The organism is Salinivibrio sp. MA440, assembly GCF_001996265.1.
Lineage (GTDB): Bacteria > Pseudomonadota > Gammaproteobacteria > Enterobacterales > Vibrionaceae > Salinivibrio > Salinivibrio costicola.
The window spans coordinates 1-20,434 of the sequence record NZ_MUFI01000009.1 but is presented as its reverse complement, the minus strand read 5'-3'; the positions used below and the strand labels follow the sequence as shown (position 1 = coordinate 20,434).

Sequence of the window (20,434 nt, the reverse complement as noted above, 5' to 3'; positions counted from 1 at the left end):
GGCGATCTTGTCGATCACCGTACGTTAAAACTATAGCTTACGTAACACAACCATGAGGTAAAGCCCGCCTATCAAGGAAGCAATGATCCCAGCTGGCATTTCTTGCGGATACAGCCATTGTCGTCCTAGCCAATCGGCAAACAGCATCAATCCCATGCCAATCAATCCGGCGGTGATCATGTGCGCGCGGGCATTTTTCGCACCCCAACTGCGCGCAATATGCGGAGCCATCAAGCCGACAAAACTAAGCGGCCCTACCACCAAGGTGGCACTGACGGTCATGACCGCGACGAGGGCCAGCAACAGCATGCGGGCACGCCCTACCTTTACCCCTAGCGATTGAGCAGTTTCGCCACCGAGCGGCAAAATATCGAGCCACCGCTGACACATCAATCCCAGTGCTACCAGCACCGCCGCAACCAAGGCCAATGTAGTCACTGTGCTGTCGGTCACATAATAGGTTGAGCCTGAAATCCAAGCGAGGACTTGATACGCGCGAGGATCGCCGCCCGCCATCAAGAAGCTCTGTACCGCTTGCATCAGTGCGGCAATGGCTACGCCAGTGAGCAACACCTTTTCTGGCTGGAAGCCGGTTTTGTGATTGAGTAGTACAATCAACGCCAAGGTTGCGCCGGCACCGATTAATCCCCCGACATACAAACTCAGCATAGACGCGCCCATGCCCGCAAAAATAGTGACAATCAGCCCCAGCGCCGTGCCGGCACTGATCCCCATCACCTCAGGGCTCGCCATCGGGTTGGCACTTAAACGCTGAAGCACGGCACCGGCAACAGCAAGCACACCGCCCGCCAATGCCGCCGCCAGCAAGCGTGGCAAGCGCCATTCCAACAAAGACCAATCGCCGCTGAGCGCCAGCCACTGCCAGCCCTCACTTTGACGCGATACGGTGGCAAAAATCACCACACCTAACACCAGTAACATCAACGTTCGGCCTAACGGCCAATCCTGACGCGGTGCGGGCGATCCCGATTGCATCTGTTGGCGTTGACGATTCCCCAGTGACACCCGTGGCAACAACCACAAAAGAAGAGGCGCCCCTAACGCTGCCGTCGCCGCCCCAGTGGGCACCATCATGGCCCGGCGGCCAGGTAACAGTTGGACAGCCAAATCGGTGGCTGCCAACATCAATGCGCCTAAAATCATCGCCAGGCTCAATCGGGTGATGAGCTTACGTGCGCCACATAAGCGCGCAATCGCGGGCGCGGCGAGACCGACAAAGCCAATCACGCCAATCAAGCTAACCACCCACGCGGTCAGAAGCACCGATAGCCCCAGAGCAATTACGCGGATTTTCGCCAGTGATACGCCCAAGCTTTTCGCTCCTTCATCCGAAAGACTCAAGACGTTGAGCGGCTTTAATAAGGCAAGGATCAACACGACCGCCAATCCAACACGTGGCAGTAAGGCTTGCACACTGTGCCAGTCGGTTTGCACCATCGAGCCCGCGCCCCACACCATCATGCCGTGTAGCGCTTCTTGATTCATCAACAGCAGTACAGTGCTGAGCGCACCGCAGTATAGATTTAGAATCAAACCCGCGATCACCACCACGGTGGGCGATAGGCCGCGTCGCCATGCCAGCGCAAACACCACCAGCATAGTCAGCACCCCGCCAGACATCGCCACCATCGCGCTCGACCAAGTCAATAGCCAAGGGGCATAAAGCGTAGCTAGCATCAGCGCCAAGCTGGCGCCATTCGCCACCCCCAGCGTAGAGGGCGAGGCCAAGGGGTTGCGCAAAACCTGTTGCATCAAGGTACCGGCCAGCCCCAAACACGTCCCCGCCAGCAATGCGGTGACCAAGCGCGGCCACCAGGTTAAATGCATCACCACCCCAATCGACGCACTGTCATCCAGCGACCACAACGACTGCCAAAGCATGGAAACATTCACATCCCACTGCCCCAATTGAGTGGAGGCGAGGCTTAACAGTGCCGTCAGTAACGCCAAGGGTACCCATAATAGTTTCAGTTTCATGACTGCTCCCCTTGTTCAGGGTCGGTCAATGCCACGGTCACAAGGCGGGCAAAGCGTAACGCCGATGGAATCGCACCAAAACTCCATACGGGGTCAATCATCAATGGCGTACGTCCCGTACGTTTAACCAAATATTGCCAAAACATATTGGTCTTAAGGGTTTGCTCCACACCCGCGGGGAGCGGGCGCACAATCACCAGCTGCGCATCAAGGTCTAGCAGCTCGCGGGTGGAAACCATGCTAAACCCCCAACTGTTGGTGGTGTTTTGCCACGCATTGCTGAGCCCCAATTCACTGATGGCGGCGTGATACAAGCTGTTGGTCCCAAACACCCGCACATGGTTGGGGTCTAGGAACTGGATCATCAGCAGCGGGGGCTGTTCACCGGGGATCGTATCGCGCAAGCTCGCCAATTGCTGTTTCGCATTGGCAATCAGGGTTTCACCGACCTCCGGACGGTTGGCCTCATGTGCAATTTGCCGCGTCACGGTTTTGAGCGATGCCCAGCTTAGCCCACTTTCATAGAGAGGAATTGAGCTCACCGGGGCAATGGTACTTAGCTTGGGCGTCATCGCCTTAAAAATGGGTGAAATTAGAATTTTATCGGGATGAAGCTCGGCCAAACGCTCCATGTTCGGCTGGGTGCGAAGCCCAATATCAACGGTTTTTTCTGGAATGGGCGGGGATTTCACCCACGAATTGTAATCCGCCTTTTGCGCGACCGCGACGGGCGTCACCCCCAAGGCCAATAAGGTTTCAGTTTGGGTCCAATCCAGCGAGAGAATACGAGGCGACGCGCTGACGCTCGCTGACATCATGGCCGCGGTCAGCCAGACCATAAGCGTCAGAAAAGAGGACTTGATCATACTGGCGATAACTCCCCCGGCATAGCGACCGCATAGCCGGCGGCATGATCGGCAATCGGCATTTCAATACCATAAATCGATTTGAGGGCCGACTCTTGAAACACATCACTAACCGCACCTTGAGTCAGGACTTGCCCGCTGTGCAAGGCGACAATCTCATCACAAAAACGCGCCGCCATATTAATATCGTGCACCACAATAATGATGGACTTATCCAGCTCTCGGCTGAGTTTTCGCACCAAGGTCATCACTTCAACTTGGTGGGCTACATCTAGTGCAGATAGCGGCTCATCGAGCAGTAAGTAACGCGTTTGCTGTGCCAGCAGCATCGCAATCCATAGCCGTTGGCGCTCGCCGCCCGATAAGGTATCGACCAAGCGCTCGGCATAATCTTGGGTACCGGTGAGCGCCATTGCCTCGTTGATCGCTTGGTGATCGGCTTTGGTCAACCGCCCCAGCAAGCCATGCCAAGGATAGCGACCAAAACTGACCAACTCATACCCAGTTAAGTTATCTGTTGCCGGTAAATGCTGTGGCAAATACGCCACCTCGCGCGCAAACGCTTTTTCTGACCATTTCGACAAGGGCTTTTGGTCTAATGCGATCTGTCCGCTGCTGGTTGCCTGTTGCTGCGCTAACAGCTTTATCAACGTCGATTTGCCCGAACCATTGTGGCCGACCAACGCACAGATTTTTCCTGGCGTAAACGACAAGCTCACCTTATCAAGCAACACTTTTCCGTTGACGGCAAACGCAACGTCCTTTGCCTCTAACATATCCCGATCCTACTGCTTAAGTACAAGCGCGGGATGCGCCTGTCAGTTAATTCTACAGTTGGTAATTTTCCGATGCCTAAAAAGCAAATGCAAACCATTTTGATTTCGCTTTGTGCGCTTAGCGCTTGTTAATGAGAGAAATTAGACCTCAACCACGTCACCATCAGGGATCCAAACACCATTCAGCCTCGTATCGCCAAAGGTGAATAGAAGATTGTTGTTACTACTGTCGAGAGCCCTATGTCCCCGCCCATCAGCCTTGTGTGGTTAAAACGCGATTTACGCCTGCGGGATCACGCCCCTTTACAAGCTGCCATTGCAGCGGGGCGTCCCTTGGTGATCCTGTACCTGTTTGAGCCACTGCTGCTCAACGATCCGCACCACTGCGAGCGCCATTGGCGATTTGTCTGGCAATCCCTGTGCGATCTTAATCAACAGCTGGCACCGCTTGGCGGTCATGTCACCATAAGCCAAGGCGACGCGGTGTCGGTGCTTCAGGCCATCCACCAGCAACAAGCGATTGGCGCGGTGTATAGCCATCAAGAAATTGGCGTCGACGCGACGTTTTCTCGCGATAAAGCGGTGGCGAAATGGCTGGCAAGCCATCAGATCCCATGGCATGAATATCCTACCGGGTCGGTGATCCGCGGCGCTAAAAGCCGAGTCGATTGGGATGCAGAATGGCAAAAGGTGATGCGTGCCCCTCTTGCTGATCCCGATTGGCAACAAGCGCACTGGCTAGACACATCACTCACGCTACCCGCGCTCGAACACCACAAGTGGGATTCTCCCGCGCCACGCTTTCAACCCGGCGGCCCGAGTTGGGCGTATAAAACCTTGCAGTCTTTTTTCCGCGAGCGTGGGCAACGCTATCAGCGCCATATCTCTAAACCGCTCGCCAGCCGCAAAAGCTGTACGCGACTGTCACCCTATCTTGCTTGGGATAACATCAGCGTGCGCGAGATGTATCAAATCACCCTCCTCCATTGGCAGAAAAAGGGTTGGCGGCGTGCGCTGGTAGCCATGGTGTCGCGTTTGCATTGGCACTGTCATTTTATGCAGAAATTTGAAAGCGAGCATCACATGGAGCATCGGCCCGTCAATCGAGGTTACTTACATTTTGAGTACGCGAACGGTCCGCAGAGCGATGCGCATCTGCTCGCATGGCAACAAGGTCATACCGGTTATCCGCTCGTCGATGCCTGTATGCGTTGCCTACACGCCACCGGCTATATCAACTTTCGTATGCGGGCGATGCTGGTCAGTTTTTTAACCCACCATCTACTGATTGACTGGCGCCGCGGTGTCCATCATTTGGCGCAGCTATTTCTCGATTTTGAGCCCGGTATTCATTACCCCCAGTTTCAAATGCAGGCTGGCGTAACGGGCGCAAATACCTTGCGCATTTATAACCCAGTGAAACAATCGCAAGAGCAAGATCCGGAAGGGGCATTTATTCGTGAATGGTTACCTGAGCTTTCTCCCTTGCCCGACAGTTTGATCCACACCCCGTGGCAAATGACCGATATGGAAGCGATGATGTACGGCGTGGTGCTTGGCGAAGATTACCCGAAAGCCATTGTCGATATCGAACAAACTGGCAAACGTGCGCGTGATATTTTATGGTCGTTTCGTCAACAAGACGCGGTTCGTATCGAAAAAGCACGGATCCTCGCCACCCATGTGCGTCCAAGCAGCCCTGAGCCAACAAACAGCCCTGAGCCAACAAACAGCCCTGAGCCAACAAACAGCCCTGAACAACGAAAAAGCCCGGGGCACGCAGAAAAGCGCACTAAAAAATCACGTTTACCTGCCACTCAATCCACTGGAGGCAACCCAGATGGCGCATAAAAAGCCACACCTCCCCAGCAAGATATGTTTGATGTGCGAACGCCCGTTTACGTGGCGTAAAAAGTGGGCACGCTGTTGGGACGACGTTAGGTATTGCTCTGACCGTTGCCGCCGGGAAGGTCGTCGCCATGCGCGAGCGGCGACGCACTGAACGCATCTAAAAGCGAATTCAATTTCGGGTGTACCCATTGACGTTTAATCGATACCGCATAGAACGGCTCATACACACTCGGCAGTAAAGCGTAGCGGGTAAGCATACCACTATCTAGCTCATCGCGGACCACCACTTCGGGCATCACCGCTAACGCATCATTGTCTCGGGTTAAAAGGCGCAGCATCGCCATATCATTGGCTTCTGCCATGATGTAAGGCTTGAGTTGATATTGCGCAGAGATGGCATCAAACCCCGAGCGAATTGGGTTATCGCCATAAGGCAACACCCACGCTTGGTGTTGATAGCTGGCGTCTAAGGTGGGCGACAAAGCTTTACCCGGCCAACCTATCACCGCCACTGGCTGGCGCGCTAGTTGCTGATACTGCCAAATCTGTTTATTGGTGCCACGCACCGCAATATTGGTCAGTGCTAAATCCAGCTGGTGATCAGACAGCGCATGGAGCAAGCCGGTTTGATCCATCGACTGCAACACATAACGGCACTCCCGTTGATTCACCAACGGCTGAATAAACTGCTCGATAAAGTTCCGCGACATGGTCGATAAGGTGCCAATGCGAATCGTGGCACTGGACAGCGCCCCGCCACTGGATAACAACTGCTCAAGCTCTTCCCCTTGGCGAAATATTTCTTCGGCATAGTTCATCGCTTGATAGCCACTTTCGGTCAACGTCAATGTACGACCTTGCCGCTCAAACAATTGCACCTGCATCGCCTGCTCAAGCTGCTTGATTTGTGACGACAGCGCCGACTGCGAAATATGCAGGTTACGGGCGGTCTGGGTCAGGTTGCCATGGCGTGCCACCTGCCAAAAATAATACAAATGATGGTAGTTAAGTCGGCTCATCGTTCTCTAAAACAGAATGAAAAGTAATTTATTATGTATTTTACTTAATTGTAGTAAGTTTTCACAATGGTTCGCATAACTATTGCTGTGAGGTAAGTCATGTTATCCCTATTTCTCGTCACGCCGCTCAAACTGGTGCTGCTGGCACTGGTTGCGCTTCTTGGCGGTGTTATCTGGCGATACAGTGCCACCGCGTTTGCAGGCCAAACCGACAAACACCGTTTTCTTTTATCCTTACTGCTCACCTTGTCGGCAGTCTTGTTGGTTTTAGTCAGCAATCACCTGTTGCTGTTTTGGCTTGCTTGGGTGGCGGTTAGCCTCTCATTGGGTCGCTTAATTCTTTTCTATCCGCATCGGCCTCGCGCCCAACTCGCGGCACACAAAAAAATGCTGCTCGCCCGCTTTAGCGAATTGCTACTCGGTGGCGCATTTTTATTGTTATTTTTCCACTACCAAACCGCGCAGATTGACCAATTGATGTTTCAAGTCAGCCAGCAGCCTCACACGCTGACTGTAAGCATCGCCGCCTTTATGCTGGTGGGTGTGGCGATCATTAAGTGCGCGCAACTGCCCTTGCACGGCTGGCTCATTCAAGTGGTGGAAGCACCTACGCCTGTCTCTGCCTTGTTGCACGCTGGCATTGTGAATCTTGGCGGGATCTTATTGATGCTGTTCGCGCCAGTGCTCGCGGCGAGCCCCAGTGCCAGCTTTGCACTGCTGGTTATCGCCGGTGTCAGTACCCTGGTGGCAGGGCTGGTGAGCCTGACACGCGTGAGCATTAAGGTAAAACTGGCGTGGTCGACCGTCGCACAAATGGGTCTGATGTTAGTTGAAATCGCCCTAGGCCTTTATGAGTTGGCACTGCTGCACTTACTGGCGCACTCTTTCTACAAGGCGTTCTCTTTCCTCAACAGCGGCAATGGCGTCAATCATTGGCTAGCAACCCAACTGGCCGACGCCTCAGTTCCGCGTCGCTGCCATTGGCTTGCCGCGATGGCCACCACCGCCGGTTTGATTGTCGCCGTGCACCTGAGTGTCGGTATTTTAAATAGTTTTGCAGCCGGTTGGTTGCTGTGGATGGCGATGACCATGCTGCTATTACCGGCCTTTACCCGCCCAGGCGCTGCTCGCCCGACACGCGTGCTGCTCAGTAGCGTGTTTGCGCTTGGCCTGCTCGGGCTCTACGCCGCCATTAAACATAGCTTGATTGTGTTTGTCGCGGGTGGAAATGCCACCTATTTATTTGCCGATGCCTTTGCGCTGGTGCTGTTTATCACGCTGTTTGCTCTATCACTGGCGGTCCAGTACTGGCCTCACAAAGCGTGGGTCAACCGCCTGTTTATTTGGCTGAACGCCGGGGCTTACCTTGATGAGTGGGCGACGCGCCTAACACTCAAATGGTGGCCGAGTGCTTCTTTAATCCAACTACAAACGACCCAATGGCAACCGCATAAGGAGACGCGTTAATGATTGCGAAAACGCCCAACGTATCTGCACACCCTGAGTCCCTCGATGTGAGCGATTTTCGCGATGCCACCCAGCAAGCGGTCGTAGCGATTGCGCCAAGCTGGCCGTTGGATCAAATGATTGCGGTGAACCCATGGTGGCCGCAACGCTTTACCCCCATTGAGCAAGTCTTTGCTGAGCAAGCGGTGTTAAGTGGCCACTGTCCGCTAATGCCGTCGGCGTACTATCTGTCGCATTGGCAATCGCCCATTAGTGAGGCACACCTTGCCGAGGCCATTTCAACCTCTGGCAGCGCATTAACAGTGAATGATTGTCTGCGTGCACTGCGCATTCATAGCAGTAACCTCCCGCGTTGGAAGCCATTGGCTGAGTTGTGTGACCGCACTCGGGAAACACAAGAAGGCTTATCGTGGCAGCAAGAAATCCAGCAGCAAGTGAGCCAGTTTCTCGCGCTTTATCACCAATACCCACAGCGCTTTGATGCCCAAGGCCAAGGCGGTGAACACCTTTATCAATGCTGGTTGAGTGTGGTGAGCCAAGATAAAGGCATTAAAACCCTCACTGGCGTAGATTTGCTCGCCGATTTCGCCGCACTGCCTATCCAAATGGATGCCCTGATCGCTGAAGCGGCCGCCTTTTGGCAACCGATCCTTCATGACCCAAACGGTAACTTGGCCTATTGCCACGCGCTGATGCATGGTTTATCAGGTTGGGCAAGCTGGCAGGCTTGGTTAGATTGGCAGCAACAGCTCAGTGACAGTGAACAACAAGATCATGGCATGGGCCTATTCGCGATTTTACTCGCTTGGGATACAGTGCTGGCACGCTGGCTTGCTAAACACCGTGAAGCGGCGTGGGCAAGCATTCGCCAGTCCATGCACCACCAAGCGGTGAATGTGCGCCATTGGTATCACCAAGCACAACAACAGCTCGCGCCACTGTGGATTTGGCAGCAAGCGCTGGAAATCAGTCAGCAGCGCCCTTGGGCACACGCCTTGTCCGCGCAGGCCAGTGTCGACACTCTCGCCACCTCGCCTACGCTGCAAGCTGTGTTTTGTATCGATGTGCGCTCTGAACCGATGCGTCGCGCGTTAGAAGCACAATCTGATCGGATTCAAACCCTTGGCTTTGCTGGCTTTTTTGGCTTGCCGATCGCCTATCAACCCACTGATAGCCAGATTCAACGCCCGCAACTGCCCGGCTTATTGGCACCGGCGATCACCGCCTCACAAACCCATGCCACCCCCGAACGCTGGTTGCGGATGACCAAGCTCGGCTGGCAACGTAGCCTTGATGCGCCCGCCGCCAATTTAGGCATGGTCGAAGCCGGTGGCATGCTGAAACTGGTGAGTTTGTTAAAGCGCGCATTGCGCATTTCTGGCACCGAAAACCCGCTAAATCGACTCAGTCATACTGACAGTGATTGGGCGCTCACCCTTGACAACATGCCGTTAAGCGCAGCAGAAAAGGCAGAGCTAGGCGCTGGTATCTTGCGCGCCATGGGCATTGCTGACCATTTAGCCGATGCCGTCTTGTTGGTGGGTCATGGCAGTGAAACCTGTAACAACCCTCATGCAGCAGGGCTTGACTGTGGTGCTTGCGGTGGACAAACCGGTGAGGTGAATGTCCGCGTACTCGCACAGCTTCTTAACGATGCCGACGTGCGTGATGCCATGGCACAGCAAGGCGTAACGATTCCCGCCAGCACCCGTTTTTATGCCGCCATGCACAACACCACCACCGACGCACTGGATGTCTTTCACGCTCAAGAGCATGCCCAATGGCAAACGTGGCTTGCCGCTGCGAGCGAGCAAGCACGTGCAACCCGCGCCAACCAGTTTGATCAAACGCCTACCCAGCCATCCAAGCTCAAACGCTTCTTTGCTACACGGGCCAAAGATTGGGCACAAATGCGCCCTGAATGGGGACTGTGTGACAACGCCGCGTTAATCGTGGGCCCGCGCACCCTGTCTCGACAGATTAATTTGCAAGGTCGCAGCTTTTTACACGACTACGACTGGCATAGAGACAGTGACTTTAGCCAGCTTACGGCAATCCTCACCGCGCCCATGGTGGTGACCAATTGGATCAACTTGCAGTACTTTGCTTCTGTTACCGCACCGGAAAAATTTGGCAGCGGAAACAAATTGCTGCACAACATCGTGGGTGGCCATATTGGGGTGTTTGAAGGGAATGGTGGTGACTTGCGAATTGGCTTATCGCATCAATCCGTGCACGATGGCCGTCGATATCGCCACCAGCCAGTGCGATTAAGCGTATTTATCGCTGCCCCTCGGGAGGCAATTGATAGTATACTTGCACGCCATAACGATATAGCCGCGCTGGCGAATCACGGCTGGCTGTACTTGATGCAAATTGATGCGCAAGGTGCAGTATGGCAACGCGATCGCTCGGGTCAGTGGTATCACCTGAACGTAGCAAAATAAAACGGAGCATGTCGTTGAAAACGCAACTTCTCTCAGCGCAGTGTTCAACGGACCTAACACAAGCCGCCGAGCTACTGAAAGCCGGCGAACAAGTCGCGGTGCCTACAGAAACCGTGTACGGTCTGGCAGCGGATGCCAGCAATCCAGACGCCGTCGCGGGCATTTTTACCGCCAAAGGGCGACCCGCCAATCATCCTTTGATTGTGCATCTCGGTGACGTCGCATCGATCACCGAGTGGGCAACGCAGATCCCTGATGAAGCATATAAGCTGGCGAATGCCTTCTGGCCAGGGCCGATGACGCTGCTGCTGCCACGAGCCGAGCATGTTTCACCGGTAGTCACGGGTGGATTGGATACCATTGGGCTTCGCGTGCCCGCGCAACCTGTGTTATTGGACCTGCTCGCCACCCATCAACTTGCCGTTGCCGCCCCGTCAGCGAACCCGTATAAAAAGCTCAGCCCCACCACGGCAGAGCAAGTGGTGCATGGTTTAGGCGGAAAAATTGCGGCAGTCATTGATGGCGGCCCTTGCCAACATGGGCTGGAGTCGACCATTGTCGATCTTACCAAGCGCCCCTTCCGCGTACTTCGTGCCGGTCCAATCACCGCCAGCGAGCTGAGCGCCGTGCTGGGTGAAACGGTCGACGCCCCCGAGCAGCACGACACCGTGGTGCCCGGCAATGTGGGAAGCCATTACCAACCCAACACACGGTTGCAGATGGTGGCTGCGGACTTGTCTGATCTCCCTGCGCCCCAGCCTGAAAAACGCGCGGCCTTGCTTCACTTTGGCGAAGCCCCGACACGGGATGATCTGGTCTGCATTGCCATGCCGGATGACGCCGCACGCTATGGGCAAGCGTTATATCACCAACTCGCCCAAGCCGACCAACTGGGCGTCGATGAAATCTGGCTCGCCCAGCCCCCTCATGGCGAAGCATGGCTAGCCGTGCATGATCGCCTGCGCCGCGCCGTCAGCTAGTTTTTGACGCTCACAACGCGCGTGTTTGCATAAAGCTTGCCGTTGCAGTGGCACACACAGTGTCTGCAACGGTAAGTGTTGCCTCCAACTGACTCATGCCGTGTTTCGCTTTCACACACCAAGCACGTACCTCAGCCTCAACGGCAACGGGCACTGGATGGTGATAGCGAATATTAAGTGACGCTGTCACACTTTGCGGGGCAAACAAGAAGGTACAATGGGTCAACGCCGCATCTAAAAGCGTCGCAATTACCCCACCGTGTAGCTGATCTTGATATCCCTGCCAAGTACTTTCTAACCATACTTTTGCGCTCACTGCAGTTTCATCGTCTTGGTAAAATCTAAGATTAAACAGCCCGTTGTCACTGCAAGCCACACACTGATGATGCGACCGTGGCGGCATCACACGTAATTCACTCATGGCAACCGCAACCCTGTCCACTAGCGTGACCGCCTTTACCTTGCCGCTTGCCACACCCTCGATGTTGACCACCTAGACCGCTACCTTGCGCGCCACACCCTCTTCCACGTCCTGAATGACACGCTGCTTTCCGTTGTTGTGGTTGTTGCTGTTGTTGCTGTTGCTTCATTTGCTGCAACGCCGGCCGCCCTTGACTCGCATCCGTAAGCGGTTGCCAGTACGCAGGCGACAACCACTGGGTAGGATTTAGGCGACCATTGGTTAACTGATAAACATGTAAGCCAGCATCAAGTAATCCCGCTAACGCATTCTCGCCAATATGACGGGTCACCACACGTGTTACTTGGTTAGCTTTCAGCATCGCTATCAAGGCGTTTTTGGCACCGCAACCTTCTGTTACACGTGGGTTGGCGAACTGAGCGAGTGCTTGGCCATCGTCGTCAAACAGCGCAAAGTGCTCGGCCTTCATAAAATGTCCCGCAGGACGGTCTTGGGTCATCGCAATAACAATTGTCATCTTCCGTTCTCTCTTTATATAAATGGCATATGCTAAAAATACGCCTCATTTGTGGCATATGCAAACTATTCTGTGAGAGAAAAATGAAGAAAGTCACGTCAAGACGTGGAGAGTGTTCGAATCAAGCTGCAACGTCGTGCGACAAAATACTTTTTCGAACACGCGCTCATCCTTGCTAAGTCGCATGATGAATGACAATAACTAAATGGAAGCATTAGTTTAAAAATACCTATTTTCACGGCAATCATTGACGTGAAAATACAGTTTAGTAAACCATAAAAGCACCTTGGTTAGTCACATTCAGCACAGACCTTTTTTTGTAAATGATTAACCCAACACTACTCTTCTGACTCAAACACCAGTGCTTTGCCTTCTACGAGGCAGGCGGTGGTTTTGGCGCGGGCGCGTTTAACCAGGTTGGCTAACGTTTGACGAGATACGCCCATGACTTCCGCGGCTTGCAGTTGCTGCATCCCTTGATGGTCAACAAGGCGCATGGCTTCGAACTCATCCAAACCTATGGTCACCGTCTCTAGCTCACTGAGTGGAATGGCGTTGGGTTTAAAACAATTGGTATGCGGTTTTCCGCAGATACGGCGGGGCATTTTAGGGCGCGGCATAGGGTCTCCTTTTTCGCCTATGCTAAGTGAGTTTTTTGCTTATGCCAACAAAAAGGGATGCCAATGCATCCCTTTTCTATTTATTGCTACGAGCAGTGACTTAGTCTGTCACGTTACACGTCGTACGTCGTCGAGGCGGTGTTACCGCCAGTGCCTGTCCAGTTGGTGTGGAAGAACTCACCACGTGGCTGATCAAGACGCTCATAGGTATGCGCACCGAAGTAGTCACGCTGCGCTTGCAGCAGGTTGGCTGGCAAACGTGCTGTGGTGTAGCCATCCAAGAAGGTCAGCGCCGATGTGGTACATGGCATTGGGATACCGGTTTCCATCGATTTCGCCGCCACTTTACGCCATGCCGCTAAACAGTTATCCAAGATCCCTTTAAAGTACGCATCTGAGCCCAAGAAGGCCAAGTCAGGATCCTTAGCAAAGGCATCACGGATGTTACCCAAGAAGGCCGAACGGATAATACAGCCGCCACGCCACATCAGCGCGACGTTGCCGTAGTTGAGATCCCAGCCGTTCTCGTTTGACGCTTCACGCATCAGCATAAAGCCTTGCGCGTAAGAGATAATTTTTGACGCCAGCAGCGCTTGACGCAGCGCATCAACCCACTCGGCTTTGTCACCATCAACCGGCTGGATATGTTTTTCAAATAGCTTCTCTGCCGCGACACGCTGATCTTTCAATGCTGACAAGCAACGCGAAAATACCGATTCAGAGATCAGGGTCAGCGGAATGCCAAGATCCAGCGCGTTAATCCCAGTCCATTTACCGGTGCCTTTTTGACCCGCGGTGTCGAGGATTTTCTCAACCAAAGGCTCACCGTCTTCGTCTTTATAACCCAAGATGTCCGAGGTGATCTCGACCAGATAGCTATCCAACTCGGTTTTGTTCCAGTCGGTAAAGACTTGCTGCATCTCATCATGGCTCATGCCAAGGCCGTCTTTCATGAACTGATACGCCTCGGTGATCAGCTGCATATCGCCATACTCGATACCGTTGTGCACCATTTTCACAAAGTGGCCGGCGCCATCACGGCCGACCCAGTCACAACATGGCTCGCCGGTATCGGTTTTCGCTGCAATACCTTGGAAAATAGGCTTCACCGCTGGCCACGCCTCTTCTGAGCCGCCTGGCATAATAGACGGCCCGAAACGTGCGCCCTCTTCACCGCCAGACACACCGGCACCAATGAAGTGAATACCTTTTTCACGCAGTGCTGCCACACGACGGTTGGTATCTGGATAGTTGGTGTTACCGCCATCAATAATGATGTCGCCTTTCTCAAGCAGTGGCGTCAGTTTGTCGATAAAGGTATCGACCACATCACCGGCACGAACCATCAGCATCACTTTACGTGGCGTTTCTAGCTTCTCAACCAGTTCTTCCAGCGAATAAGCGCCAACGATGTTAGTGCCCTTGGCTGGGCCTTCAAGAAACTCATCGACTTTGGCCGCGGTACGGTTATGTGCCACGACTTTAAAGCCGTTGTCGTTCATGTTGAGGATAAGGTTTTGGCCCATGACCGCCAAACCAATTACGCCAATATCACCTTTCATCGTGCTCTCCATTAATTCTGTCCTGGTAATTTTTTTGCTGCCGCGGCATCGAGTACCCATTCCGTCGTGCCTTTGGCACTGCGGATATTGGCGGCAGGATATGGCAGTTGAGTGGGCTCGTGCGTGGCGATCTCATTCACGATCGCTTGCTTGCCCTCACCCAACACCAGATAACTGATTTTCTTCGCCGCGCGCAGCACACGGGCGGTTTTTGATACACGCTTTTGACCCGATTCAGGATGCGAGGCCACCAGCGCCAGTGCGGTATTGTCATACTGAGGATCGTGCGGGAATAGCGAGGCGGTATGGCCATCGCCACCGACACCCAGCAAGACCCAATCAAACACAGGCGTGCCGTTTTCGCTTGGGATCAGCGCTTGCATTTCCGCACTAAAGCGCGCGGCTTCCACGTCCGGATCGTCTTCACCACGAATGCGATGAATGTTCTCTTCTGGAATGCGAATCTGGCTAAACAGTAGTTTGTCGGCTTCGCCAAAGTTGCTCTCGGCATCATCCGGTGCCACACAGCGCTCATCGCCCCACCAAAAATGCAAGTTTTGCCACTGAATCGCCGTGGCGTAGTCATCACTGGCTAAACGCTTAAACAGCATTTTGGGCGTGCTGCCACCAGATAGCGAGATGTGTACGGCACGATCTTGCTCGCTGAACGCTTGCATCGCGTCAGCTAAGTGATTGACCACCGCGTCGGCGTCATCAAAAATACGGGCATTGATCATAGTTCGCAGTATTCCGTGTCTGTGAGGTTTTTGCAGGGGAAACGCCACGCATGGTCGTCTCGCGCCAGCAAGTGGTCGGCTTCTTTCGGCCCCCAAGTGCCACAGGCATAACCATATAGCGCTTTGCCATTATCCTTGTATTGGAGAATTGGCTCAACAAACTGCCAGCAGGCTTCCACCGCGTCACTGCGGGCAAACAAGGTTGCATCGCCTTTTAAGGCATCAAGCAATAAACGCTCGTAAGCCGTCAGCATCTGGGTTTCTTCCAGCGACGTATAATGAAAATCCATGTTTACCGCTTTGGCGTTAAAGCCAGCACCCGGCTCTTTCAGGCCGAAACTCATTTGAATGCCTTCGTCGGGCTGAATACGGATCACCAAGCGGTTTTCGGGCGCATTTTTGCCGAATACGGGATGCGGGGTCTGTTTAAAGTGGATCACCACTTCGGTCACGCGCGTCGGTAAGCGTTTACCGGTGCGCACGTAAAATGGCACCCCATTCCAACGCCAGTTATTGATAAACATCTTAAGACCAACGTAGGTTTCTGTGCGCGAGTCTTCCGCCACACCTGGCTCATCACGATAGCTGGGTAATGCTTTGCCGCCAACTTGCGATTCAGTGTACTGGCCCAGCACCAAGTTATTGTGCAAGTCGTCTTCAGAGAGCGGCTCAAGCGATTGCAGCGCTTTAAACACCTCATCACGCATTGCATCAGCATTGATCTGTGCAGGCGGCTCCATCGCCACGAGCGACAACACTTGCAATAGGTGGTTTTGGAACATATCCCGAACCGCGCCCGACTGGTCGTAATAACCACCGCGACCTTCTACGCCAAGATGCTCCGCACCGGTAATTTCAACATAGTCAATGAAGTTGCGATTCCAAAGCGGCTCGAACATCGCATTGGAGAAACGGAAAACCAACAGATTCTGTACCGTTTCTTTGCCTAAGTAATGGTCAATACGGTAAATCTGATGCTCTGCAAAGTAGGCGTGAATGTCTTTGTCTAACTGACGAGCGGAGGCTAAGTCGTAACCAAACGGCTTTTCGACCACCAAGCGTTTCCAACCGTTACTTTCATCATTCAGGCCATGTGCGGCTAGACAGGCAGGAATAAAGTTGTACAGCTTCGGCGGCGTAGCAAGATAAAACAGCGTATTACGCTGGGTGAAACCATATTGTTCGGACAATTCGTCTAAACGCCCTGTTAGCGCGCCATATTCGTGGGTGTCAGAGATATTGAACGATTGATAATGCACGTGCGCCATAAAGGCGTCGAGCGTGGCAGGATCGGTTTCTTCAAGCTCTTGCATCGAGCGACGGAGCTTGTCACGGAACGACTCGTCACTATAGAAGGTGCGGCTTGCGCCAAGAATTGCGAAAGACGCAGGCAGCTGTTTGTTCGCATACAAATGATACAGGGCTGGGATCAGCTTGCGGAAGGTGAGATCGCCAGATGCACCAAAAATAACAATACTGCTGTTTTCTGGAATTACCATCATCTTTCCTTTGATAATAAAGGTACTGCATGTGATTTGCGCCACAAATTAGCAGCGCAGTGGCCAAATTGGTAATTGGCCCTACCTATTGATGCCATTGATGTCGCCACTGAAATATGGAGCCGGCTAACTCATCCCTACATTTGCAGCCAGCACGACCAATTCAATGTGCGACAAAAGCACTCTAGTCTAGCACTTTATTCGTCAATAAGCTGCCCCACACTGGTAAGAGGTGCTCAATCGACATCGCTCGCCATCCAGTCAGTCCCGCTTTCCAGCAGACACGTAACGAACTGCGAGACTTTATCGCTTGTCGCCCCGTACGCGGTATAAACACCCACGTTGCCCCGTTTTTCTGCATTAACCCAAAGCATGTTAATTCCCTTAGCGCCGAGAAATGACGCGGCTTTATCGGTGTAAGGCATGACAGCATGCGTACGTTGCAACAACGAGATGCTGGCTGAGAGTGAGTCGAGATCAAAGGCATGCGGGTGAAGGTTTAGCAACGGTGGTAAAGGACGAGAAAGTAAATGGGCATGGCGAGGATGATCGGGTGTCACTCGCAATAATGGCCAGTCAAAAAGATGCGCTGACAACACCGGCTGATGGTGGCACTTCAATTGGTCAAACAAAGGATGATCCTGATGTGCAAACCAAGCTTCTGTATCTTGGAACAAAGGGGTAAAACGCACCTGACTGGTGGCAATTAGTTCACTGATTTCATGGCCAATAAAAACATCAATATCGCCATTTAAAAGCGATGACATTAATGCCAACCGATTACCAAACTCAATATGCACCGAACACTGATGCTCGGCTTGATACGCCACCACCGCCGATTCGACAAACAAAGGCCACCAGGCTTCTCCCGTCCCTAGCTTAACCTGTCCGGCTTCTCTGGCTTGTAGCACATGCAACTGTGCTTGTAATCGTTGGCGCGCAGCGTGTTGGGCCGTTGCGTGCTGATAATAAAGCTCGCCAGCAGCCGTCATACTGACGCCACGCGGATGCCTTATTAATAATTGGCTTGATAGACGCTGTTCTAACTTTTGGATTTGCGCGGTCAATGTAGGCTGACTGATCCCTAGCTTTAACGCTGCGGCTTTGATGCTGCCACTCTCAGCCACAGCCAAAAAATAACTTGCCGCTTTTTCTACGTCCATTGCATCACCGTTCACATTTTTGCTTTAACCGTTATAGTTTAAAACACTTACTCGCATCAATCATAGCCGTTAAATAGGTTTATTTTCACTCTTTGGTATAGCCATATAGCTATAACAAAGAGAGAGTTATCTATTTTTAATCCCCGTCTTGGGCAGGTACATTCATATCCATTATCGAACGCGTGTTCAAACTGATAAAAACAAAGAGGTAATGGGTATGCAGTACGCTTGGTGGCATGATGCCGTTGTTTATCAAATCTACCCACGTAGTTTTTACGACACCAATGATGATGGCATTGGCGATCTGAACGGAATTATCGAGAAACTCGATTACTTACATTGGCTCGGCGTCAATGTGTTATGGCTATCACCGGTGTACCAATCGCCGATGGATGACAATGGCTACGACATTTCCGATTACTGCGCGATCGCGCCTGAATTTGGCACCATGGAAGACATGACGCGCTTGATTGATAAAGCCGGCTCGCTCGGCATCAAAATCGTGATGGATTTGGTAGTCAATCACACCTCCGACGAACACCCTTGGTTCCAAGCTGCGCTTCAAGACAAAAACAGTCCCTATCGCGACTTTTACATTTGGCGTGATGCCAAACCCGATGGCAGTGCGCCGGATGATCAAGGCTCAATCTTTGGTGGTAGCGCATGGCAATGGGAGCCAAACACCGAGCAGTACTACTTTCACTTGTTCTCCAAACGTCAGCCCGATCTGAACTGGGAAAACCCCGCCGTCCATGACGCCGTGTATAAGATGATGAACTGGTGGATTGACAAAGGCATTGGGGGATTCCGCCTTGATGTAATAGATTTAATTGGTAAAGAGATCGACAAAGGCATCACTGGCAACGGCCCGCGCCTTCACCCTCTGCTGCAGGCGATGAACCAAGCAACATTTGGCGGCAAAGGCTTGCTCACCGTCGGCGAAACATGGGGCGCAACGCCGGAGATCGCCAAACTTTATAGCGCACCGGAACGCAATGAACTCTCCATGGTGTTCCAATTTGAACACATTACCGCGACCTGGAAAGACGGCGATAAATGGCAGCCCGTGCCGCTGGATGTCGCCGCCCTTAAACAGGTACTGTTCAAATGGCAACAAGAGCTGGCCGATAGCGGTTGGAACTCACTGTTTTGGAACAACCACGACTTGCCCCGCGCCGTATCTAAATTTGGTCACGACGGAGAGTACCGGACACGCTCAGCAAAAATGCTCGCCACAACCTTGCACTTAATGAAAGGCACGCCCTATATCTACCAAGGGGAAGAGATTGCGATGACCAATGTCGCCTTCCCGTCTATCGACGATTATCAAGACATCGAAACCCGCAATTTTTACGACTTGCGTGTTGCAGAAGGCGTTGATCCAGACACCATGATGGAGGCGGTCTACCAAAACAGTCGCGATAACGCCCGTACTCCAATGCAATGGGAGAACGCACCGCAAGCAGGCTTTACCCAAGGAACACCATGGTTACCGGTTAATCCTAACTACACCACCATCAATGTGGCACGGGCAACTGAAAATAGCGGCTCGGTGCTCTATCACTACCGTGAGCTGATTAAGCTGCGCAAGCAATACCCAGTGATTGCACATGGCCAGTTTGCGCCTGTGGAAGAAGCCCACCCTGATGTGATCGCCTACGAGCGCTTCGACGATACCCACCGTATTCTCGTGGTCAGCAACTTTAGTGAGCAAAAACAAACCATCACCCTCCCCGAACACTGGCGCTATAAGGCCTTAACCTGCCTTAGCTACAACATGGATCCGGTCAAACAGTTAAGCACCACCTACAAACTGGCCCCTTATGAGTCGTTTGCAGTGATGCAATAGCAAGGGCGTTTCGTCTGCCGATACCATCAATATAATCGGGTCGCGCCTGCAGATAGCTGCAGGCGCGAAGCCAAAGCCGACTCACCCCTCTTACACGCCATAAACGACGTCTACAGAAGGCATTAATACATATACCCAAGCCAATCCATATGCCCTGCTGGCCATGATTTGTCTGTCATCGGTTTTACATATAATTCATCGACATACTCGACCGCAACACCATAGTTAGTGTGTTCATGAATGCGTAGCCAAGAGGCATGTGACTCGACAAGCTGAAAGCCATTAGCCACATAAAAATCGTGCAGCTCAGAGATGAGAATAATGAAATCAACATCTTTGTCTTTGGCATAGTCAGTCAGTTGCGCCAGCATACCCGAGCCAATCCCTTTTCTTTGCCAAGCGCTGTCGATGCAAAAATCACTCACGCCTAACACTTTATACACCTCACCACCGACATTCACTGCCCTATAGTCCAAGCCCATACAACCAATCAGTTGATTACCTTGGTACTGCAAAGCTCGCATGTGGAGAAGCTGCTTATAGTAAGAACGGGAAACTTGGTGGTCAGGAAATGCCTTGTTTCTAAGCGCTTGAATAGCCTCATGCTGTGCGTTCGACACTTCGATTTCTGGGCAGACTTTCATATTTAAACTATTGATAAT

The 20,434-nt window shown here is 52.7% G+C and carries 18 protein-coding genes; 6 read left to right on the top strand and 12 right to left on the bottom strand.

The genetic code is table 11. The features are described from left to right. Window positions 1-30 precede the first annotated feature (30 nt). From fhuB to BZG80_RS04395, 3 genes are read right to left on the bottom strand one after another with little or no spacing between them, the layout of a single operon-like run. Window positions 31-1,998, bottom strand: a complete 1,968-nt coding sequence (fhuB, locus tag BZG80_RS04405; protein ID WP_077677081.1) for a Fe(3+)-hydroxamate ABC transporter permease FhuB — start codon at window positions 1,996-1,998, stop codon at window positions 31-33. Beyond that, complete coding sequence (locus tag BZG80_RS04400; protein WP_077678816.1) at window positions 1,995-2,864, bottom strand: iron-siderophore ABC transporter substrate-binding protein; 870 nt, start codon at window positions 2,862-2,864, stop codon at window positions 1,995-1,997. The genes fhuB and BZG80_RS04400 overlap by 4 nt, the downstream gene beginning before the upstream one ends. After that, complete coding sequence (locus BZG80_RS04395) at window positions 2,861-3,640, bottom strand: ABC transporter ATP-binding protein (protein ID WP_021023558.1); 780 nt, start codon at window positions 3,638-3,640, stop codon at window positions 2,861-2,863. Before BZG80_RS04395 ends, BZG80_RS04400 begins: the two co-directional genes overlap by 4 nt. A 240-nt stretch (window positions 3,641-3,880) precedes the next feature. Between BZG80_RS04395 and BZG80_RS04390 the strand changes: the two genes are divergently transcribed. Next, entirely contained in the window at window positions 3,881-5,491 is a 1,611-nt protein-coding gene (locus BZG80_RS04390; protein WP_077678815.1) for an FAD-binding domain-containing protein, read from the top strand. Next, window positions 5,481-5,642 carry a DUF2256 domain-containing protein gene (locus BZG80_RS04385; RefSeq protein WP_077577157.1) on the top strand — a complete coding sequence of 54 codons (162 nt, stop codon included), beginning with the start codon at window positions 5,481-5,483 and terminating at the stop codon, window positions 5,640-5,642. Before BZG80_RS04390 ends, BZG80_RS04385 begins: the two co-directional genes overlap by 11 nt. Here the strand turns inward: BZG80_RS04385 and BZG80_RS04380 are convergent. Then, window positions 5,578-6,510 carry a LysR family transcriptional regulator gene (locus BZG80_RS04380; protein ID WP_077577156.1) on the bottom strand — a complete coding sequence of 311 codons (933 nt, stop codon included), beginning with the start codon at window positions 6,508-6,510 and terminating at the stop codon, window positions 5,578-5,580. The genes BZG80_RS04385 and BZG80_RS04380 overlap by 65 nt on opposite strands. A gap of 99 nt (window positions 6,511-6,609) precedes the next feature. On the opposite strand from BZG80_RS04380, the gene BZG80_RS04375 reads away from it, so the two are divergent. The 3 genes from BZG80_RS04375 to BZG80_RS04365 are packed head-to-tail and all read left to right on the top strand — an operon-like array spanning window position 6,610 to window position 11,404. Next, window positions 6,610-7,977, top strand: coding sequence for an NADH-quinone oxidoreductase subunit L (locus BZG80_RS04375; protein WP_077678814.1), 1,368 nt, complete (start codon window positions 6,610-6,612; stop codon window positions 7,975-7,977). Beyond that, window positions 7,977-10,424, top strand: coding sequence for a DUF2309 domain-containing protein (locus BZG80_RS04370; protein WP_077678813.1), 2,448 nt, complete (start codon window positions 7,977-7,979; stop codon window positions 10,422-10,424). Before BZG80_RS04375 ends, BZG80_RS04370 begins: the two co-directional genes overlap by 1 nt. Before the next feature lie 8 nt (window positions 10,425-10,432). Then, window positions 10,433-11,404: an L-threonylcarbamoyladenylate synthase gene (locus BZG80_RS04365; RefSeq protein WP_108744100.1), complete on the top strand. Its 972-nt coding sequence runs from the start codon at window positions 10,433-10,435 to the stop codon at window positions 11,402-11,404. Window positions 11,405-11,414: 10 nt separating this feature from the next. Here the strand turns inward: BZG80_RS04365 and BZG80_RS04360 are convergent, their stop codons facing one another. From BZG80_RS04360 to BZG80_RS04330, 7 genes are all read right to left on the bottom strand, one after another. Next, window positions 11,415-11,825: a PaaI family thioesterase gene (locus BZG80_RS04360; protein WP_077661548.1), complete on the bottom strand. Its 411-nt coding sequence runs from the start codon at window positions 11,823-11,825 to the stop codon at window positions 11,415-11,417. After that, window positions 11,818-12,342, bottom strand: a complete 525-nt coding sequence (locus BZG80_RS04355; RefSeq protein WP_077678812.1) for a NifB/NifX family molybdenum-iron cluster-binding protein — start codon at window positions 12,340-12,342, stop codon at window positions 11,818-11,820. Before BZG80_RS04355 ends, BZG80_RS04360 begins: the two co-directional genes overlap by 8 nt. A 338-nt stretch (window positions 12,343-12,680) precedes the next feature. After that, window positions 12,681-12,962, bottom strand: a complete 282-nt coding sequence (locus BZG80_RS04350) for a DUF134 domain-containing protein (protein WP_021023566.1) — start codon at window positions 12,960-12,962, stop codon at window positions 12,681-12,683. A gap of 113 nt (window positions 12,963-13,075) precedes the next feature. Beyond that, complete coding sequence (gene gnd / locus BZG80_RS04345) at window positions 13,076-14,524, bottom strand: decarboxylating NADP(+)-dependent phosphogluconate dehydrogenase (protein WP_077460714.1); 1,449 nt, start codon at window positions 14,522-14,524, stop codon at window positions 13,076-13,078. Window positions 14,525-14,535: 11 nt separating this feature from the next. Continuing rightward, on the bottom strand, window positions 14,536-15,261 hold the full coding sequence (gene pgl, locus BZG80_RS04340; RefSeq protein ID WP_077460713.1) for a 6-phosphogluconolactonase: 726 nt from the start codon (window positions 15,259-15,261) through the stop codon (window positions 14,536-14,538). Beyond that, window positions 15,258-16,760, bottom strand: a complete 1,503-nt coding sequence (gene zwf / locus BZG80_RS04335) for a glucose-6-phosphate dehydrogenase (RefSeq protein WP_077460712.1) — start codon at window positions 16,758-16,760, stop codon at window positions 15,258-15,260. Before zwf ends, pgl begins: the two co-directional genes overlap by 4 nt. Window positions 16,761-16,996: 236 nt before the next feature. Further along, the gene (locus BZG80_RS04330) at window positions 16,997-17,923 is read right to left on the bottom strand and encodes a LysR family transcriptional regulator (RefSeq protein WP_077678811.1); all 927 of its coding nucleotides are present in this window, start codon (window positions 17,921-17,923) and stop codon (window positions 16,997-16,999) included. A 217-nt stretch (window positions 17,924-18,140) separates the two neighbouring features. Here BZG80_RS04330 and BZG80_RS04325 point away from each other — a divergent pair, with 217 nt between their 5' ends. Further along, on the top strand, window positions 18,141-19,772 hold the full coding sequence (locus BZG80_RS04325; protein WP_077576736.1) for a glycoside hydrolase family 13 protein: 1,632 nt from the start codon (window positions 18,141-18,143) through the stop codon (window positions 19,770-19,772). Between the two features lie 122 nt (window positions 19,773-19,894). Here the strand turns inward: BZG80_RS04325 and BZG80_RS04320 are convergent, their stop codons facing one another. Then, window positions 19,895-20,416 (bottom strand): GNAT family N-acetyltransferase, encoded by a 522-nt coding sequence (locus BZG80_RS04320; RefSeq protein ID WP_021023572.1) that lies wholly within the window; start codon window positions 20,414-20,416, stop codon window positions 19,895-19,897. Window positions 20,417-20,434: the final 18 nt, after the last annotated feature.

Bases quoted from the DNA above. Each gene is read 5' to 3' on its own strand.
- fhuB (WP_077677081.1), bottom strand. From the start codon at position 1,998: ATGAAACTGAAACTATTATGGGTACCCTTGGCGTTACTGACGGCACTG.
- BZG80_RS04400 (WP_077678816.1), bottom strand. From the start codon at position 2,864: ATGATCAAGTCCTCTTTTCTGACGCTTATGGTCTGGCTGACCGCGGCC.
- BZG80_RS04395 (WP_021023558.1), bottom strand. From the start codon at position 3,640: ATGTTAGAGGCAAAGGACGTTGCGTTTGCCGTCAACGGAAAAGTGTTG.
- BZG80_RS04390 (WP_077678815.1), top strand. From the start codon at position 3,881: ATGTCCCCGCCCATCAGCCTTGTGTGGTTAAAACGCGATTTACGCCTG.
- BZG80_RS04385 (WP_077577157.1), top strand. From the start codon at position 5,481: ATGGCGCATAAAAAGCCACACCTCCCCAGCAAGATATGTTTGATGTGC.
- BZG80_RS04380 (WP_077577156.1), bottom strand. From the start codon at position 6,510: ATGAGCCGACTTAACTACCATCATTTGTATTATTTTTGGCAGGTGGCA.
- BZG80_RS04375 (WP_077678814.1), top strand. From the start codon at position 6,610: ATGTTATCCCTATTTCTCGTCACGCCGCTCAAACTGGTGCTGCTGGCA.
- BZG80_RS04370 (WP_077678813.1), top strand. From the start codon at position 7,977: ATGATTGCGAAAACGCCCAACGTATCTGCACACCCTGAGTCCCTCGAT.
- BZG80_RS04365 (WP_108744100.1), top strand. From the start codon at position 10,433: ATGTCGTTGAAAACGCAACTTCTCTCAGCGCAGTGTTCAACGGACCTA.
- BZG80_RS04360 (WP_077661548.1), bottom strand. From the start codon at position 11,825: ATGAGTGAATTACGTGTGATGCCGCCACGGTCGCATCATCAGTGTGTG.
- BZG80_RS04355 (WP_077678812.1), bottom strand. From the start codon at position 12,342: ATGACAATTGTTATTGCGATGACCCAAGACCGTCCTGCGGGACATTTT.
- BZG80_RS04350 (WP_021023566.1), bottom strand. From the start codon at position 12,962: ATGCCGCGCCCTAAAATGCCCCGCCGTATCTGCGGAAAACCGCATACC.
- gnd (WP_077460714.1), bottom strand. From the start codon at position 14,524: ATGAAAGGTGATATTGGCGTAATTGGTTTGGCGGTCATGGGCCAAAAC.
- pgl (WP_077460713.1), bottom strand. From the start codon at position 15,261: ATGATCAATGCCCGTATTTTTGATGACGCCGACGCGGTGGTCAATCAC.
- zwf (WP_077460712.1), bottom strand. From the start codon at position 16,760: ATGGTAATTCCAGAAAACAGCAGTATTGTTATTTTTGGTGCATCTGGC.
- BZG80_RS04330 (WP_077678811.1), bottom strand. From the start codon at position 17,923: ATGGACGTAGAAAAAGCGGCAAGTTATTTTTTGGCTGTGGCTGAGAGT.
- BZG80_RS04325 (WP_077576736.1), top strand. From the start codon at position 18,141: ATGCAGTACGCTTGGTGGCATGATGCCGTTGTTTATCAAATCTACCCA.
- BZG80_RS04320 (WP_021023572.1), bottom strand. From the start codon at position 20,416: ATGAAAGTCTGCCCAGAAATCGAAGTGTCGAACGCACAGCATGAGGCT.